16 protein-coding genes are annotated in these 15276 nt (G+C 57.0%); 7 read left to right on the top strand and 9 right to left on the bottom strand.

Going from position 1 to position 15276, the window contains the following annotated elements:
- Position 1: 1 nt before the first annotated feature.
- Positions 2–802 (bottom strand): N-formylglutamate amidohydrolase, encoded by an 801-nt coding sequence (locus tag TH3_RS07030; protein ID WP_007090948.1) that lies wholly within the window; start codon positions 800–802, stop codon positions 2–4.
- Positions 803–1043: 241 nt separating this feature from the next.
- Between TH3_RS07030 and TH3_RS07025 the strand changes: the two genes are divergently transcribed.
- The gene (locus TH3_RS07025) at positions 1044–1793 is read left to right on the top strand and encodes a FadR/GntR family transcriptional regulator (RefSeq protein ID WP_007090947.1); all 750 of its coding nucleotides are present in this window, start codon (positions 1044–1046) and stop codon (positions 1791–1793) included.
- Between the two features lie 55 nt (positions 1794–1848).
- Positions 1849–3111 (top strand): glycerate kinase type-2 family protein, encoded by a 1263-nt coding sequence (locus TH3_RS07020; protein WP_007090946.1) that lies wholly within the window; start codon positions 1849–1851, stop codon positions 3109–3111.
- A 5-nt stretch (positions 3112–3116) separates the two neighbouring features.
- Here the strand turns inward: TH3_RS07020 and TH3_RS07015 are convergent, their stop codons facing one another.
- From TH3_RS07015 to gcvA, 3 genes are all read right to left on the bottom strand, one after another.
- Positions 3117–3632, bottom strand: a complete 516-nt coding sequence (locus tag TH3_RS07015) for a hypothetical protein (RefSeq protein ID WP_007090945.1) — start codon at positions 3630–3632, stop codon at positions 3117–3119.
- Between the two features lie 10 nt (positions 3633–3642).
- Positions 3643–4431, bottom strand: a complete 789-nt coding sequence (gene otnI, locus TH3_RS07010) for a 2-oxo-tetronate isomerase (protein WP_007090944.1) — start codon at positions 4429–4431, stop codon at positions 3643–3645.
- Between the two features lie 96 nt (positions 4432–4527).
- Positions 4528–5418, bottom strand: a complete 891-nt coding sequence (gene gcvA, locus TH3_RS07005; RefSeq protein ID WP_007090943.1) for a transcriptional regulator GcvA — start codon at positions 5416–5418, stop codon at positions 4528–4530.
- A 141-nt stretch (positions 5419–5559) separates the two neighbouring features.
- On the opposite strand from gcvA, the gene TH3_RS07000 reads away from it, so the two are divergent.
- Positions 5560–6261 (top strand): FMN-dependent NADH-azoreductase, encoded by a 702-nt coding sequence (locus TH3_RS07000; RefSeq protein ID WP_007090942.1) that lies wholly within the window; start codon positions 5560–5562, stop codon positions 6259–6261.
- Positions 6262–6300: 39 nt separating this feature from the next.
- Here TH3_RS07000 and TH3_RS06995 read toward each other — a convergent pair whose 3' ends face one another.
- Positions 6301–7623: an NAD(P)/FAD-dependent oxidoreductase gene (locus tag TH3_RS06995; protein WP_139328282.1), complete on the bottom strand. Its 1323-nt coding sequence runs from the start codon at positions 7621–7623 to the stop codon at positions 6301–6303.
- A gap of 194 nt (positions 7624–7817) precedes the next feature.
- Between TH3_RS06995 and TH3_RS06990 the strand changes: the two genes are divergently transcribed.
- Positions 7818–8246: an HIT domain-containing protein gene (locus TH3_RS06990; protein ID WP_007090940.1), complete on the top strand. Its 429-nt coding sequence runs from the start codon at positions 7818–7820 to the stop codon at positions 8244–8246.
- A gap of 92 nt (positions 8247–8338) precedes the next feature.
- Positions 8339–9694: an oxygen-independent coproporphyrinogen III oxidase gene (hemN, locus tag TH3_RS06985; RefSeq protein WP_007090939.1), complete on the top strand. Its 1356-nt coding sequence runs from the start codon at positions 8339–8341 to the stop codon at positions 9692–9694.
- A 34-nt stretch (positions 9695–9728) separates the two neighbouring features.
- Here hemN and TH3_RS06980 read toward each other — a convergent pair whose 3' ends face one another.
- Positions 9729–10049 carry a hypothetical protein gene (locus TH3_RS06980; RefSeq protein WP_007090938.1) on the bottom strand — a complete coding sequence of 107 codons (321 nt, stop codon included), beginning with the start codon at positions 10047–10049 and terminating at the stop codon, positions 9729–9731.
- Between the two features lie 59 nt (positions 10050–10108).
- On the opposite strand from TH3_RS06980, the gene TH3_RS06975 reads away from it, so the two are divergent.
- Positions 10109–10318 carry a hypothetical protein gene (locus tag TH3_RS06975; RefSeq protein ID WP_007090937.1) on the top strand — a complete coding sequence of 70 codons (210 nt, stop codon included), beginning with the start codon at positions 10109–10111 and terminating at the stop codon, positions 10316–10318.
- Positions 10319–11022: 704 nt separating this feature from the next.
- Here the strand turns inward: TH3_RS06975 and TH3_RS06965 are convergent.
- The 3 genes from TH3_RS06965 to TH3_RS06955 all read right to left on the bottom strand — a co-directional run bounded on the left by TH3_RS06965 (position 11023) and on the right by TH3_RS06955 (position 14157).
- A complete protein-coding gene (locus TH3_RS06965) occupies positions 11023–11847 on the bottom strand; it encodes an aldo/keto reductase (protein WP_007090935.1) in 825 nt (274 codons plus the stop codon).
- 76 nt (positions 11848–11923) lie between these two features.
- On the bottom strand, positions 11924–12859 hold the full coding sequence (locus TH3_RS06960; protein ID WP_082242530.1) for an EamA family transporter: 936 nt from the start codon (positions 12857–12859) through the stop codon (positions 11924–11926).
- Positions 12860–12975: 116 nt separating this feature from the next.
- Positions 12976–14157 carry an MFS transporter gene (locus TH3_RS06955; RefSeq protein WP_007090933.1) on the bottom strand — a complete coding sequence of 394 codons (1182 nt, stop codon included), beginning with the start codon at positions 14155–14157 and terminating at the stop codon, positions 12976–12978.
- Between the two features lie 160 nt (positions 14158–14317).
- Here TH3_RS06955 and TH3_RS06950 point away from each other — a divergent pair, with 160 nt between their 5' ends.
- Positions 14318–15241: a LysR family transcriptional regulator gene (locus TH3_RS06950; RefSeq protein WP_037990013.1), complete on the top strand. Its 924-nt coding sequence runs from the start codon at positions 14318–14320 to the stop codon at positions 15239–15241.
- Positions 15242–15276: the final 35 nt, after the last annotated feature.

Raw genomic sequence — 15276 nt, 5'->3', positions numbered from 1 at the left:
ATCAGTCTCTCCTGATTTTATAAAGGTTCGGGTCGGCCAGGATGTCGACAAAGGCATCGCCAAGGATTTTGGCCCACTTCTCACATCCCGCATCAGTATCAATCAGATCCTGGCGGATTTCAATCGACACACAGGGCAACCCACCGGCCTCGCCGTGATGATCAATGGTGTAATCGGCCATATGCTGCCCGGAATAGGGTTCGTTATCACCAATCGTCAGATCGGGATTCTGTTCGCGAAGCTTTGCCAGCAACGGCACCGGAATACGACCATCCTGATCCCAAAGCACGCCGATCTCCCACGGGCGTTCAAACCCTTGGAACACGGGGGTAAAGCTATGAATGGCGATCAGGGCCGGGACGATTTTATGGGCATGGAAATTGGCAATCCGTTCTTCAATCGCCCCGTGATAGGGCAGGAAAATCTCGCGGATGCGTTTCATATGATCAGAAGGGGAAACGTTTTTATTGCCCGGCACCACCGTCTGATCGGCGATTTCGGGCATCCCGGTCGGGTCCCAAAGCTGCCGGTTGCAATCGATCACCAGCCGCGAAAACCCGCCCAGAACCGCCGGGCAATCAAACCGCTCCACCAGAATTTCGGTCACCTTGCGTGCCCCGATATCCCACCCGATATGGCGTTTGCGTTCTTCTTCCGGCAGGCCCAGCGTACCAAGGCTTTTGGGGATTTCGCGCGAAGCATGGTCACAGACAAAAAGCGAATGCCCCTTGCCGTTCTCGTTCAAAACCTCAAACGGTGCTGGATCATCATGACCCAGCAGCGACCCGGTATGGTGGCTCACGCGAATTCTCCTGAAATTGGGGCAGCTTGAAAATTTTCGGGTCCAAAACCGGCACGGACCGGCACATCGGACCCTGTTGAACTATCAATTTATTGCAGGACTGACAAGCGCGCCCGCACGCCCCCTTTACAACAGTTCAACGGACACTTTGCAGCAACGCCAAACATCCCGTAAAGTGGTATGACCAATAAAACGAAACGCATTGTCGGCTGGTCTCGGTCGCTGCTGGAGTGTTCAAAACATGCCGCCTGTCAAACCTGCACAATCTTCCGACACGGTTGATGCCAACCGGCCCAAAAGGATTGCCGATCAGGTTGCCGACAAGCTTCTCGACATGATCACTGCGGGCATGTTCCTGCCCGGTGATCGCCTGCCGGGTGAACGACAGTTGGCCGAGGACATGAAAGTCAGCCGCGTTTCGGTCCGTGCGGCCCTGCAAAAGCTTAAAACCCGTGGTTACCTGCGCGCGGTTCAGGGCGGCGGCACCGAAGTCCTGTCATCCACCGGGGTCGAAATGGACACAGCGATGACCGATCTTGTCCGGGACTCGCTTAACAATCTGCGCGACCTTCAGGAAATCCGCTGCACGCTGGAAACGTGGGCGGCACGGCGGGCCGCCATCAATGCCAGTGACGAGGATATCGAACTGCTGCGCATCGCCTACCGGCAGGCCCACGATCCGCGTCGCGCGCCCAAATACCGTGCCGATGACGACCATCGCCTGCATATGATGATCGGCCGCGCCAGCGGATCGATCATCTATTATCACGTCATGAAAATGCTTCACGATGTCCTGCAGGCCGCCCTGACCGAAATCCGCTTTAACAATCTGTCCGGCCCATCCTTTGACCGGATGGTGCAGGAACATCATTATGCGATTGTCGAAGCCATCGCCGCCCGTGACCCGGACGCCTCGGAAAAAGCCATGTCGGAACATTTGCAGGCGGTCATCGAATATTTCAAACTGGCCGCGGTGAACAAACCGAACTGAGCCGCAAATAAAATCATAAGAACGATAAAAATACGACCAATCAGGGAAACCAGACATGACACCCTCGCGCGACACGCTTTTGCAGTTGATGGATGCCGCCCTTAAGGCCGCCGATCCTGCGGTCCAGATTCCGCGCAACCTGCCGACAAAGCCCAAGGGCAAAACCATCGTCATCGGTGCGGGCAAGGCATCGGCCAATATGGCGCGCGCTTTCGAGCAGGCATGGGATGGCGATATGACCGGTCTGGTCGTCACCCGCTATGGTCATGCCGTCCCGTGCGAGAAAATCGAAATTGTCGAAGCCTCCCACCCGGTCCCCGATGCCGCCGGGCAAAAGGCTGCCCAGCGTATTCTTGATATCGTCAAATCGGCCGGTCCCGATGATCTGGTGGTCTGCATGATTTCCGGCGGCGGATCGGCCCTGCTGGCCCTGCCCGGTCCGGGTCTGACACTCGAAGACAAACAGTCGATCAGCAAGGCCCTGCTTCATAGTGGTGCAACCATTTCCGAAATGAACTGTGTGCGCAAACATCTGTCTGCGATCAAGGGCGGCAGGCTGGCCGCCGCCTGTGCCCCCGCGCGCATGGTCACCTATCTGGTGTCCGATGTGCCGGGCGACGATCCGGCGATCATTGCATCGGGCCCCACGGTTGCCGATCCGACAACCGGGCAGGACGCGCTTGATATCATCCGCCGTTACCGGATCGAAATCCCGCTTGCCGCGACCGAACTTTTAAACAACGACATCCATGAAACCGTCAAACCGGGCGACAAATGCTTTGACGGGCATGAAGTGATCATGCTGTCACGCCCGCAGGACAGTCTGGAGGCCGCGGCCAAAGTCGCCCGCGACCTTGGCATCAATCCGGTCATTCTGGGCGACGCCATCGAAGGCGAAGCGCGCGAGGTCGCCATCGTCCATGCCGGGATCGCCCATCAGGTCGCCAATCACGGCCAACCCGCCGCCAAGCCCTGTGTGTTGCTATCAGGCGGTGAAACAACCGTCACGGTCCGCGCCAAGGGGGGGCGTGGTGGCCGCAACAGCGAATTTCTGCTCTCCCTCCTGATACAGTTCCGCGACCACGCCGGGTTCAGCGCGCTTGCCATCGATACCGACGGCATTGATGGCAGCGAAGATAACGCCGGTGCCATCATCGACCCGACAAGCTGGCAAAAGGCAATTTCGGCCGGGATCGATCTGCGGGAATATCTGGCCAATAACGACGCCTATAGCGCATTCGCCAAAATCGACGATCTCCTGATCACCGGCCCGACGCTTACCAACGTAAACGACTTCCGCGCCATCCTGATCGAATAAAATTTTTATTCATTCGGAGTAGAGAAAACTATTTGATTACTCTCAATCTCTCGAATTTGACAAATACGCTTCCCCTTAAAATCAAAGGGGGGAGTTGCAAACAAAGTTAATGCCTGCAAATCATCTCCAAAGATATCATCACCCAACTGGGTCAAAACTGGTTTACCTCTGATTCTCTGGAAATCATCTTCAACATAAAATCTAAGAACGTAACGATTTTGCGTATTTTCTCGCATCTCTCCCTTAGAAATAAGAACTTCAAAATCGTTAAGCTTTTTTCTGGCATCAACAATTAGCCCCTGCTGTCCAAACTTCCTTTCGATCACGTCAATTCCGGAAGTAATAGCAGGAAGAAGCTTCTCCGCTGCCTCGCGGATAGTCATTCCAGACTTTTTCATTAACTTCAGCTGATACCAAGTTATTCCTACTTCTAACAATGCAGAACTCAGAAGCGAGGCGTTTATATCCAAATATGAAGCAATGCTATTTGCAAATTTTCTTCCCATCCAAAAACTGAACATTCCATCCCCCTCACTTAGCCGCAGGCATCCACGGGCGGATCCACTCAAGCCCCGCAACAGTATCGCCATGCGGCTTGTATTCGCAGCCGATCCAGCCGTCATACCCGACCCGATCCAGCATATAGAACAGGAACGGATAATTAAGTTCGCCACTATCGGGTTCACGGCGGCCCGGCACACCGGCAATCTGGATATGGGCGGTTTTGTCCAGATGCCTGTCCAGACGCGCGGCAATATTCCCGCCGACAATTTGCGCATGATAAATATCGAATTGCAGCGCCAGATTTGGATGATCAAGCTGATCAAGGATCACGGCGGCCTGTTCGACGGAATTAAGCAGATAACCCGGCATATCAAGCGGATTGATCGGCTCGATCAGGATTTTGACCCCGGCCTGTTCGGCCAGATCGGCGGCATAAAGCAGATTGTCGCAATAAAGCCGCGCCAGTTCCCCCGCGTCCTCGCCCTTGCCCATCACACCCGCCATGCAATGCACCATCCTGCATCCGGTCGCGGCTGCGTAATCAAGCGCCTTGACCACGGAATCGCGAAACGCATCCTCGCGCCCCGGCCGGCAGGCAAGCCCGCGTTCGCCCTTTTCCCAATCGCCGGTCGGCATGTTGAACAAAACCTGTTCAAGGCCATTATCGCTCAGCAGCGATTTGACGCTGGCCATCGGCATGTCATAGGCGCCGACATATTCGACCCCGCCAAACCCGGCCGCCGCCGCCGCGGCAAACCGTTTTTCAAACGGCAGATCGGCAAACAGGAATGAAAGATTGGCACTAAAACGGGGCATCGGGCACCTGCTTGGGGGATGATTTCGGAATGTCATGGTTTCGCATCGCCGCCGCCGCGTCAATGCCAAAGCAGGACGGCACCCCGGACACCTTCATCACACGGCACCATCTTTGGCAATTTCGTCCGCCAGCCACGCACCGAATGCCTCGATTTCCTTGATGTTCGCACTCCTGCCGGTATGGATCAGGTGATAATGATGCCCTTCCATCACCGGGCCGAATGGCTGCACCAGAAGCCCTGCGGCGATTTCCGAGCGCACCATTTCCGAACTGGCCAGAACAACACCCTGCCCCGCAATCGCGGCCTGAATGGCATGGGTATCGTCACTGAAACTAAGCCCGCTTGATAAATCGACATCATCCAACCCGGCCCGCTTGCACCACCGCGCCCAGGTCGGCGTTGCCTCGTCCGGGCGCAACCATTCCAGATGCAAAAAGGTCTGCCCGCGCAGGTCGTTGGGCTGTCGGATGTTTAACATCGGGCTGCAAACCGGCGCGAACCGGTCGGCAAACAGGGTCTGCACCACCATCCCCGGAAATGGCCCCCTGCCATATCGCACCGCCGCATCGGCCATCCCCGAATGAAGGTCAACCGTCTCAGCCGATGTATGCAGCCGCAAATGAATATCGGGATGTGCTGTCTGAAAACCGCCAAGGCGCGGCAACAGCCATTTGGCGGCAAACGATGCCAGCACCGATACCGTCAGCCCGCGTTGGGGTTTGCGCGCCTTGACCCGGTCAATCGCCACGGCAAAACCGGCAAAGCCGTCGCGCAACGTCGGATAAAGTTCCTGCCCGGCGGCGGTCAGTGTCACCTGCCTTGGCTTGCGATCAAACAACCGCACACCAAGGGTTTCTTCAAGCAATCGCACCTGATGGCTGATCGCGGTTGGCGTCACGGCAAGTTCGGACGCCGCCCGCTTGAAACTAAGGTGTCGGGCGGCGGCCTCAAAAGCACGCAGGGTCGCAAGCGGGGGCAAGGACATATGGATGAACTCAATTCATCTATTGGCTGAGATATTCGATTTTGATCAAAGCCTATATCCAAGTCAAATATGGGGCAACGCAAATCGAAAACAGATGAACACAGATTATCACAGATCATCATTAACGATCAAAGGTGCCCCATGACAACCATCCTTCATATCGACAGCAGTGCGCGCCCCGGCCGATCCGACACCCGCGCCCATGGCTCCCACTCCCGCCGCCTTACCGCCAAATTCATCGAACAATGGCGCACCACCCGCCCGGATGACGAAATCATCTATCGCGATGTCGGTGCCAATCCGCCCAGCCCGGTAACCGGCGACTGGGTTCACGCCGCCTTCACCAAACCCGAACAGCGCGAAGACTGGATGCATCAGGTTCTGGCTGAAAGCGACGAACTGCTTGCCGAATTGCTGCGTGCCGATGTGATTGTTGCCGGGGTGCCGATGTATAATTTCGGCATGCCCGCCCAGATGAAGGCATGGATCGAAAACATCGTCCGTGTCGGCGTCACCTTCGGCTTTGACCGCGCCCGTGATGGCGTCCCCTACTGGCCAATGCTGACCGGGGGAAAATCACTGGTGGTTTTATCCTCGCGCGGCGATTTCGGATATGATCCGGGTGGACGTGTGGCCCATCTTAACCATGTCGAAGGCGGCGTCTTTGCCCCGCTGGAATATATCGGCATCACCGATCAACATAGTGCCGCCATCGAATATGACGAATTCGGCGACGAACGCACCAAAAAATCCATCGCCGATGCCGAGGCAAAGGTCAAAGATATCGTCACGCAATTGCAGGCACGTCACACGCAGGATTCAGATATCGCCATGACGGCCTGAACAACATGACGGTACCATCACCGGGGAATGGATCGCCCCTCATTCTCCCGGTGGTGTTTTTGCCGGTTTTTGTGCCGGTTTTTGCGCTGGACTTATTTGTTCCGATACCTCGCCCGCCATCTGCCCGGTGATCAGGCGCGCGCCCTTTTTGCGGAACAGATAACTCCACACCCACTGCACCATGACAAGGGCGGGCGCACGCAAACCGATCAGGAAATAGATATGCGCAAGCCCCCAGAACCACCACGCCAGCCAGCCGCGCAGCTTCAATCCGTTCAGGTCAATCACCGCCCGATGACGGCCAATCGTCGCCAGATTTCCGGCATGACGATAGGCAAATGGCGGCGTTTCGCGGCTTCTCATATGATCAAGGATACGCCCGCCAACATATTTGCCCTGCTGCTTGGCTGCCGGTGCAATCCCCGGTACCGTCATGCCATCGCGCCACGGCACATGCGCCGCATCACCGATGACAAAAACATCCTCATAGCCCGGCACCGACAGATCGGTATTGACCATCACCCGGCCCCCCCGATCACATTCCCGCCCGGTCCAGTCGGCCAGGTGATCAACCCGAACACCCGCCCCCCAGATCACATTGGCACTGGGAATAAACTCATCGCCAATCTGCGCACCCATCGCGGTAATGTCGGAAACCTGTTGATTGGTGCGGACCTCGACCCCGATTTTTTCAAGCGATTTACGGGTATATTCCGATAAATCCTCCGGGAATGCGCCCAGCAATCTGGGGCCCCCTTCGGCAAGGATGATGCGTGCATCACGCGGATCGATCCGCCGAAAATCATGGGATAATGCCTGCTTGGCAAGTTCGGCAATCGCGCCGGCCATCTCGACCCCGGTCGGCCCGCCGCCAACCACGATAAAGTTCAGCAACCGACGCCGTTCTTCGGCATCTTCGCTGTTTTCCGCGCGCTCAAACGCCAGAAGCAGGCTTTTGCGGATATCGGTCGCCTCGGTAATGTTTTTAAGGCCCGGTGCGACCATAGCCCAGTGATCATTCCCGAAATAGGATGTCACCGCCCCGGTCGCGATCACCAGATAATCGTATGAAAGGTCGCGATCCCCCGCGATGATCCGCCGCCCCGGCAAATCAAGGCCTGTGACCTCGCCCATGAAGACGGAAACATTGGGATAACGGCTGAAAATACTGCGGATCGGCCAGGCGATTTCGGCCGGTGACAGATCGGCGGTCGCCACCTGATACAGCAGTGGCTGGAACAGATGATGATTGCGCTTGTCGATCAGGACGACGTCAACATCATCCTTGCCCGCAAGTTTCTTGGCGGCACTCATGCCCCCGAAACCCGCGCCAACAATTACCACCCGCTTTCTGTCCGTCATGCCGGTCATGCTCCTGTATCGCATTTGTCCGACCCCGGCTCTAGCTAGGCAGGAACGGCGATCATTGCAAGTTATTCAAAAAGAACAATTGGATGGACAATTTTGTCCCCCTTTGCTGGAACGCGCGACAAGCTGATGCGTTCCGATTATAAGATTTTGCATCCATCCGACCCACGCCCCAAAAGAGGCCCACCATGATCGACGACTTCGCCCTTCATCCGCAACTTGCCGCCGACACCGATCTTGTCACCGATGGCCCACTGTCTCACGTGCTGCTGATGAACGACGCCCGCTATCCGTGGCTGATCCTTGTGCCGAAACGCGCCAATCTGGTCGATTATGACGATCTGAGCGCGGATGAACGCAAATTGCTGGGCGATGAATGCGCGATTGCTTCAGCAACCCTCAAGCGTCGTTTCAAGGCCGATAAAACCAATGTGGCGATGCTGGGCAACATGGTTCCGCAACTGCATTGCCACGTCGTCGCCCGGTTCAAAAATGATGCCGCATGGCCCGGCCCGATCTGGGGTGTCGGCAAGGCCGAACCGTATGACGAGGAAACCGGCAATGAACGTCTGGCGATCCTGCGGGCTGATCTGATTTCGGCTTTCAAGCATCTGTAATTTCCCGCTTTGCCGCTCCTTGACGCATATCAAGGAAGATGAATTTGGAATAATGCAAAAGACGGACAGAACGAATTTTCGGGATGTCCGTCATGCAACTCGCCCTTTACGAAAAATACGACCTGCGTCTGCCGCGCTATACCAGCTATCCGACCGCACCGCATTTCAGCGCGTCGGTGAATGGCAGGGTTTTCGAAAGCTGGCTGGGTGACCTCGATCCAGCACAACCCTTATCGCTTTATCTGCATATTCCGTGGTGCCGGGAAATGTGCTGGTTCTGCGGCTGCAATACCAAAATCACCAAGCAATATGACCCGGTCGGCAATTTTGTTGTCGCCCTTCGGGCTGAAATCGCAAGCCTGCTGTCAAAACTTGACCCCGCCCATCGTTTCAAGGTGTCGCACATTCATTTTGGCGGCGGCAGCCCGACGGCACTGAAACCCGAAGACCTGCGCGCGATCATGGCCGACCTGACGGACCGCATCGATATTCTTGACGATGCCGAAGTCGCCCTTGAAATGGATCCGCGCACCGCAACCCCGGAATTTATCGATGCCATGGCCGATTGCGGTTTTACCCGCGCCAGCATCGGCATTCAGGATTTCAACCCGTTTGTCCAGCGTGCGGTCAACCGCGTGCAATCGTTTGAGCTGGTCGAAGATGTCATTGCCCGCCTGCGCGCGCACAGGATTTCGGGCATCAATGTCGATCTGATGTATGGCCTGCCGTTCCAGACGGTCGACAGCATCATCGAAACCGTTGATCAGACGGTCAAGCTCAATCCCGACCGCCTGTCGGTATTCGGTTATGCCCATGTGCCATGGATGAAAAAGCATCAGAACCTGATCCCGACCGAAGCCCTGCCTGACACCGCAGCCCGCTGGGCCCAGTACGAAGCCATCCAGACCCAGCTGACCTCGCATGGTTACAGCGCCATCGGCCTTGACCATTTCGCCCGTGATGACGACGCCATGGCCATCGCACAGAAAAGCGGCCTTTTGCACCGTAATTTTCAGGGTTACACCACCGACCGCGCCGAAGCATTGATCGGATTTGGCCCCTCGGCCATTTCATCGCTGCCACAGGGCTATGCCCAGAACGACCCGGCCCTTGCCCGCTGGCAACGCGCGGTAGAGGCCGGAAAATGTGCGATTGAAAAGGGCATTGCGATTAGCAACGAGGATCGCATCCGGCGCGACATCATCAACGAACTGATGTGCAATCTGACGGTTGATGTCGCCGCCATCTGCGCCGATCACGGCACATCCGCCGACCGCTTCACATGCGAAATCGACCGGGTCCGCGCCATGACACAGGATGGCATCGTCGAAGTTAACGGCACACACATCCACCTTACCGAAAGCGGCCGCCCGCTTGTCCGTGCGGTGTGTGCGGCGTTTGACACCTATCTTGATCACGCCCACGGACGGCATTCACAGGCGGTCTAGATGTGGCTGTCAACAGGGCCGGATAACCCGGCCCTCAGACCGCTGACACAGCCCTCCCGATCCGATTGTCATTCCCAACCTGATCGTCATTCCCAACCTGATCGTCATTCCCGCGAAGGCGGGAATCCAGCTCTTTCAATGGGGCGCAGGTTCCGGGTCTGCGCTCCGCTGCGCCCGGAATGACGGTTTGATCAATCGCCAGGCCATTCCTGCCAGCCAACCAACCCCGCTGCCCCTCGACATCACCAAATGCCACCAACCAGGTGGGCTGGACGGACAGGACAGGACAGGACAGGACTGAACCGGATTGCACCAGACCGACCTCGCCCCAGTCCCTGCTGCCCCGAACAAACACCTCGGGCTCTCGATGGACACCACAAACGCACCTCGCCCCAAAGGCAAGAACGTTGTCGCATGGCAGGCACAAATCCCGCCATCAATGACCCACGTTTCGGCATCTCCGAACGCACCATCGCTCCGCTGGCAACCGATCCCGCCCGCCGCTCCGGGCAAACCGATCCAAACCCGCCAAGCCAAGCCAAGCCCGCCGCCCCCGGCATCGCCAAACGCCACCGCCCGGACGGACCACGCTGCCCTGAACAAGCACCTACCGCCCTCGGTTGACGCCGCAAACGCACCTCACCCCAAGGGCCACACGTTGCCGCATGGCAGACACACAACTCCCGCCATCGATGACCAGCCTTTCGGCATCGCCAAACGGTCCACCAGCCCGCTGACAACCGATCCTGCCAGCCAATCCCGGTCAGACGATCCAGTGCCGATCCAATCCGGGCGCAATTCGGGCCCGCTGATTCTCGGCATTGTCACGCTTCACCGACCGGACTGGCCCCGGACTGAACCAACTTGGCCCCGGTTCTCGCTGCCCCGAACACACGCCCTTGCCCTAAGGACACATTTCTCCCGTCATGATAAACACCCGTTTTTCGCAAATTTCCGACGGCCTCACGGCCCGGACGCACCACCGCCGTAATGGCTTTTCCATGCGCCAATGATGCTCCTTTGGCGATACCGCCGCCGCCATTGCGGCCTTTCAGATCGCTGCCCTGTCATCGTCTCATTCCTGTTTTTGCCGCCCGAAACGCAAAAAACCCGCAAAAGCGAATCACGCTTTGCGGGTTTTGTCTCCGGACCCATTTGTCCTGTTGACTTTATCTTTATGCCACAAGACCAAGAACAAATCAAGAACAATTTTCCAAAAACCGGAAAAAGTTCCCAATCAAAACTCATTACGACATAAAAAATATATTTCTCAATATCTTAGCCGGGAAAATCTGTTTCCCCGGCCCTGTCGCTTCCTGAAAGCAGCATCAGTCCCAATCGGGTGCCAACCCATCGGGGCTGACGATCCGGCCGTTTTCATCGGCCAGCCCATGAATGGCCTGCATTTCCTCGCCGCTCAGTTCGAAATCAAAGATATCAAAGTTTTCCGCGACCCGGCTTTCGGTTGCGGTTTTCGACAGGGCAATCACATCATTCTGCTGCAACAGCCAGCGCAGGACAACCTGCGCGACCGACCTGTCATGCGATTTGGCGATCTCGCCAAGCTGCTCATTCTCCAGCACCTTGCCATCGGCCATCGCATAATAGGCGGTCAGGGCCATGCCATGCTTGCGCGCAACGTCCATGACCTTGGTCTGATCAATGAATGGATGATATTCGACCTGATTGGTCACAAGCGGCGCATCCGATAGCGCGGCGGCTTCATCCATCAGGGCAATGTTGAAATTGCTGACCCCGATATGGCGCACCTTGCCGGCCTGCTTGACCTCGTTTAACGCCCCGATCTGATCGGCAAGCGACACATCATTGTTCGGCCAATGCAACAGCAGCAGATCGACATAATCGGTTTTAAGCTTTTCAAGGCTTTCATCGACCGATTTGATAAAGGCATCATGCCTGTAATTGCTGACCCAGACCTTGGTGGTCAGGAAGATGTCCTTGCGCGGGACGCCGCTATCAAGGATCGCCTGCCCGACGGCGGCTTCGTTGTCGTAAATCTGGGCGGTATCGATATGGCGAAAGCCGGTTTTGATCGCCTGTGGCACGATACGCAGAACGTCGGCTTCGGGCATGCGAAAAGTGCCAAAGCCAAGGGCGGGAATCACCGCACCATTTGCAGATACATCAAACATCTGAATTCCTCATTGAAAATGTCGCGACTGTCTTCGCAACGGCTGCCAAACCCGAAGGTTCCGATAATTCCGGCACTCAGGCCGATTTGCGCAGCGTCAGGATGACAATCCCGGTAATCACGACCAACCCGCCCAGCATCTGGGCCAGGCTGATCATCTGTTCCAGCACCACCCAGCCAAACAGCAGGGTGGCAATCGGTTCCATATTCATCACCGGCGCATTGCGCGCCATATTCAGCCGCGGCACCGAGATAAACAGGACGGAAAAGGCACCACCATAAAGCAGCACCAATGCGCCAAGCCCGAACCAGCCCGGTGTCGCGGACGGCAATGCCATCCCGCCCGGCACCAGTTCGGCGAAACCGGCCACGATCATCGATGCAAACACAATCAGCATGGTGAACATGCTGCGCACCGATCCGCGCAAAGCCGACAATTTGTGATCGGTCACCCAAAGGGCCACGGCAAAGGACGTTGCCGCACCAAGCGCAAAGACAATCCCCTGCCACCAGTTCGCACCGACATCACCCTCCATCGCCAGAACGCCGGGCACATCAAGTGCTAAAACAAGCCCCGACAGGATGAACAGCATCAGGGCCGCCGATTTCAATGTCGGTCGCGCCCCACCCAACGCCCAGGTCAGCAACGCCAGAATGATCGGGAAACTGTTGGCCGTCAAAAGGGCCAACGCGACCGGAATGCGGGCCACTGCCGAATACAGGCACAGGCTTTGAATGGTGACCAGAAGCCCCAGCAAGAATTGCCATCTGCGCGTCCCGGCCGGAAGCCGGATCGTCTGCCTTTGCCAGATCACAAGCGTAATCAGGATCGCCAACGCCACCCCCGACCGGCACAGGATCGCCAGAAGCAACCCGGTGCCGTTTTCAAATGCCAGCCTTGCCGCCACATGGTTCCCGGCAAAGGAACAGGCAACAACAACAAGGATCAGAACCGCAATCTGGCGCGGAAAATGCGCGGGAACGGCAGCAGGCATGGCAGTCGAAATGGACATATCAAAACCGGTTTTGTGGGGCGAACAATCAGAAAACGCCAGAAAGCCCCTTAAAACAAGTCTTTCCGGCAAAGGGTGCCACATCCGGTAAACAGGATGCGGCAACCCGATATCGGTTATGCGGTCTGAAGGGCGTTATCGGACCGGCGATCCAGCGCGCCGCTGATCATGGTCAGGCCGACAGCAAACGCGACCAGAAGGGCCGCAACCCAAGGCGTTGCCGACAGGCCAAGTGACGAGGAAACAACAATCCCGCCAACCCACGCTCCAATCGCAATACCAAGGTTAAAGGCCGCAATGTTCAGCGCCGATGCGACATCTACCCCGCCCGGCCGGTGCAGCTTTGCCAGTTGCACGACATAAAGCTGAAGCCCCGGCACATTGGCAAATTGCAGGAAACCAAGGGCCGCCAGCGTAATAACCGCAAGGATCGGCGACACGGCGGTAAAGGTAAAGATCACAAGTGTGACGGCCTGCAAGGCAAACAGGATGGTCAACGCCCGGACCGGGTTCCGATCCGCAATGCGTCCCCCGGCAAGGTTGCCAACCGCAATCGCAAGCCCATAAGCAACGAGGATAAGGCTGACACTGGATTCACTGAAACCCGTAATATCCTGAAGCACGGCAGACAGATAGGTAAAGGTGACAAACGTGCCGCCATAACCAAACGCCGTCATGCCAAACACCAGAAGCAACCGGCCACTGCCAAGCACGCGCACCTGATCAAGCAGGCGTGCGGGCTCTGCCCGGCTGAGGTTCGAGGGCAGCAAAGCCGCAATCCCGACAAAGGCAATCACGCCAAGAAGCGAAACACCCCAAAAAGTCGCCCGCCAGCCAAACATCTGACCGATATAGGTGCCAAGCGGTACACCGGTCACAATCGCAACCGTCAACCCCATGAACATCATGGCAATCGCCGATGCCCGGCGGTTTTCCGGCACCAGATCGGCGGCAATCGTCGCCCCGATGGAGAAAAACACACCATGCGCAAAGGCCGAAATCACCCGCGCCACCAGAAGCATTTCATAACTCGGGCTAAGGGCGGCGGCACTGTTGCCGACCACAAACACCCCCATCAAACCCAGCATCAAGGTCTTGCGGTGCATCCGCCCGGTCAGGGCGGTTAAAACCGGCGCACCAAATGTGACACCAAGGGCATAGACACTGACAATCAACCCCGCCATCGGCAGGGTCACCGAAAGATCGTTTGCCACGGTCGGCAAAAGGCCGACGACAACAAACTCCGTCGTGCCGATCGCATAGGCCGCGATCGTCAACGCAAATAAAGCAAGCGGCATTTCAATTCTCCGGCCCGCGCGCCATGCGTCTGCGGGCACAAATGGTTGGTGGGGCATCCCGCCCCGTTCATTGCCGCCCACTATGCCGATGGAATGCTTGCACGATAATCCGGATTGCGCGACAAATGCTTTTGAATTGAATTCAAAGCCGGAGGATCAGTTGGATAATCGCGCAGGGGAAATGGAAGTCTTCATCCGGGTCGCGGAACTCAGAAGCTTTTCCGAAGCCGGGCGCAAGCTGCATCTGTCGCCATCTGCTGTCAGCAAACTTGTCACACGGATCGAAGACCGGCTGGCGACCCGGCTTCTGGTAAGGTCCACACGCGGATTGCAACTGACCCCCGAAGGCGAAATGTATCTGGTCCGCGCCCAGCGCGTTCTTGATGAAATCGACGATGCCGAACGTGCGGTCGCAAGCGGCGGCAAGGCCGCCCCGCGTGGACGGTTGCGCGTCAATGCCTCCATCGCGTTTGGCGTGATGTATGTTCAGCCGCTGATCCCGGCCTTTCTCGCACGCTATCCCGAGGTCGAGCTGGACTTTTCCCTGACCGACGGGATCATTGATCTGCTTGAGGAACGGGCCGATATCGCCATCCGATCCGGATCATTGCCCGACTCATCGTTAAAGGCCCGCAAACTGATCGAAAGCAGCCGCACCATCGTCGCATCACCGGAATATATTGCCAAACGCGGCCTGCCCGGCCATCCGGACGAACTGGACAGTCACAATTGCCTGCGGTTCAACTTCCCGATCCCGATGAATGAATGGCCTTTCACAAATCCCGACACCGGCGAACGGTTTGGCCGGACGGTATCGGGCAATTTCCTCTGCGACAGCGGCCCGGCCATGCGCCGCCTTTGCCTTTCAGGGCTCGGCATGGCGCGGTTGGGGCGGTTCCATGTTCAGGGCGATCTGAAGGCCGGAACACTGGTTGAAATCCTGCCCGACTGGAACCCGAATGACGAACAGCTGATCCATGCGATCTTTGCCGGGCATGAACATCTTGCCGCGCGCATCCGGGCCTTCATCGATTTTCTGGTCAATCATATTGATCCGCACGGAAACGGTATCCGACTTCCGTAACGATCACTATCAAGATAAAAATAAAATCGCGGATT

The sequence above is a fragment of the Thalassospira xiamenensis M-5 = DSM 17429 genome (genome assembly GCF_000300235.2).
GTDB classification, from domain to species: Bacteria; Pseudomonadota; Alphaproteobacteria; order Rhodospirillales; family Thalassospiraceae; genus Thalassospira; species Thalassospira xiamenensis.
The sequence above is the reverse complement of the archived record's forward strand: the minus strand, read 5'-3'. Positions and strand labels throughout refer to the sequence as shown.

Bases quoted from the DNA above. Each gene is read 5' to 3' on its own strand.
- TH3_RS07025 (WP_007090947.1), top strand. From the start codon at position 1,044: ATGCCGCCTGTCAAACCTGCACAATCTTCCGACACGGTTGATGCCAAC.
- TH3_RS07020 (WP_007090946.1), top strand. From the start codon at position 1,849: ATGACACCCTCGCGCGACACGCTTTTGCAGTTGATGGATGCCGCCCTT.
- TH3_RS07015 (WP_007090945.1), bottom strand. From the start codon at position 3,632: ATGTTCAGTTTTTGGATGGGAAGAAAATTTGCAAATAGCATTGCTTCA.
- otnI (WP_007090944.1), bottom strand. From the start codon at position 4,431: ATGCCCCGTTTTAGTGCCAATCTTTCATTCCTGTTTGCCGATCTGCCG.
- gcvA (WP_007090943.1), bottom strand. From the start codon at position 5,418: ATGTCCTTGCCCCCGCTTGCGACCCTGCGTGCTTTTGAGGCCGCCGCC.
- TH3_RS07000 (WP_007090942.1), top strand. From the start codon at position 5,560: ATGACAACCATCCTTCATATCGACAGCAGTGCGCGCCCCGGCCGATCC.
- TH3_RS06995 (WP_139328282.1), bottom strand. From the start codon at position 7,623: ATGACGGACAGAAAGCGGGTGGTAATTGTTGGCGCGGGTTTCGGGGGC.
- TH3_RS06990 (WP_007090940.1), top strand. From the start codon at position 7,818: ATGATCGACGACTTCGCCCTTCATCCGCAACTTGCCGCCGACACCGAT.
- hemN (WP_007090939.1), top strand. From the start codon at position 8,339: ATGCAACTCGCCCTTTACGAAAAATACGACCTGCGTCTGCCGCGCTAT.
- TH3_RS06975 (WP_007090937.1), top strand. From the start codon at position 10,109: ATGGCAGGCACAAATCCCGCCATCAATGACCCACGTTTCGGCATCTCC.
- TH3_RS06965 (WP_007090935.1), bottom strand. From the start codon at position 11,847: ATGTTTGATGTATCTGCAAATGGTGCGGTGATTCCCGCCCTTGGCTTT.
- TH3_RS06960 (WP_082242530.1), bottom strand. From the start codon at position 12,859: ATGTCCATTTCGACTGCCATGCCTGCTGCCGTTCCCGCGCATTTTCCG.
- TH3_RS06955 (WP_007090933.1), bottom strand. From the start codon at position 14,157: ATGCCGCTTGCTTTATTTGCGTTGACGATCGCGGCCTATGCGATCGGC.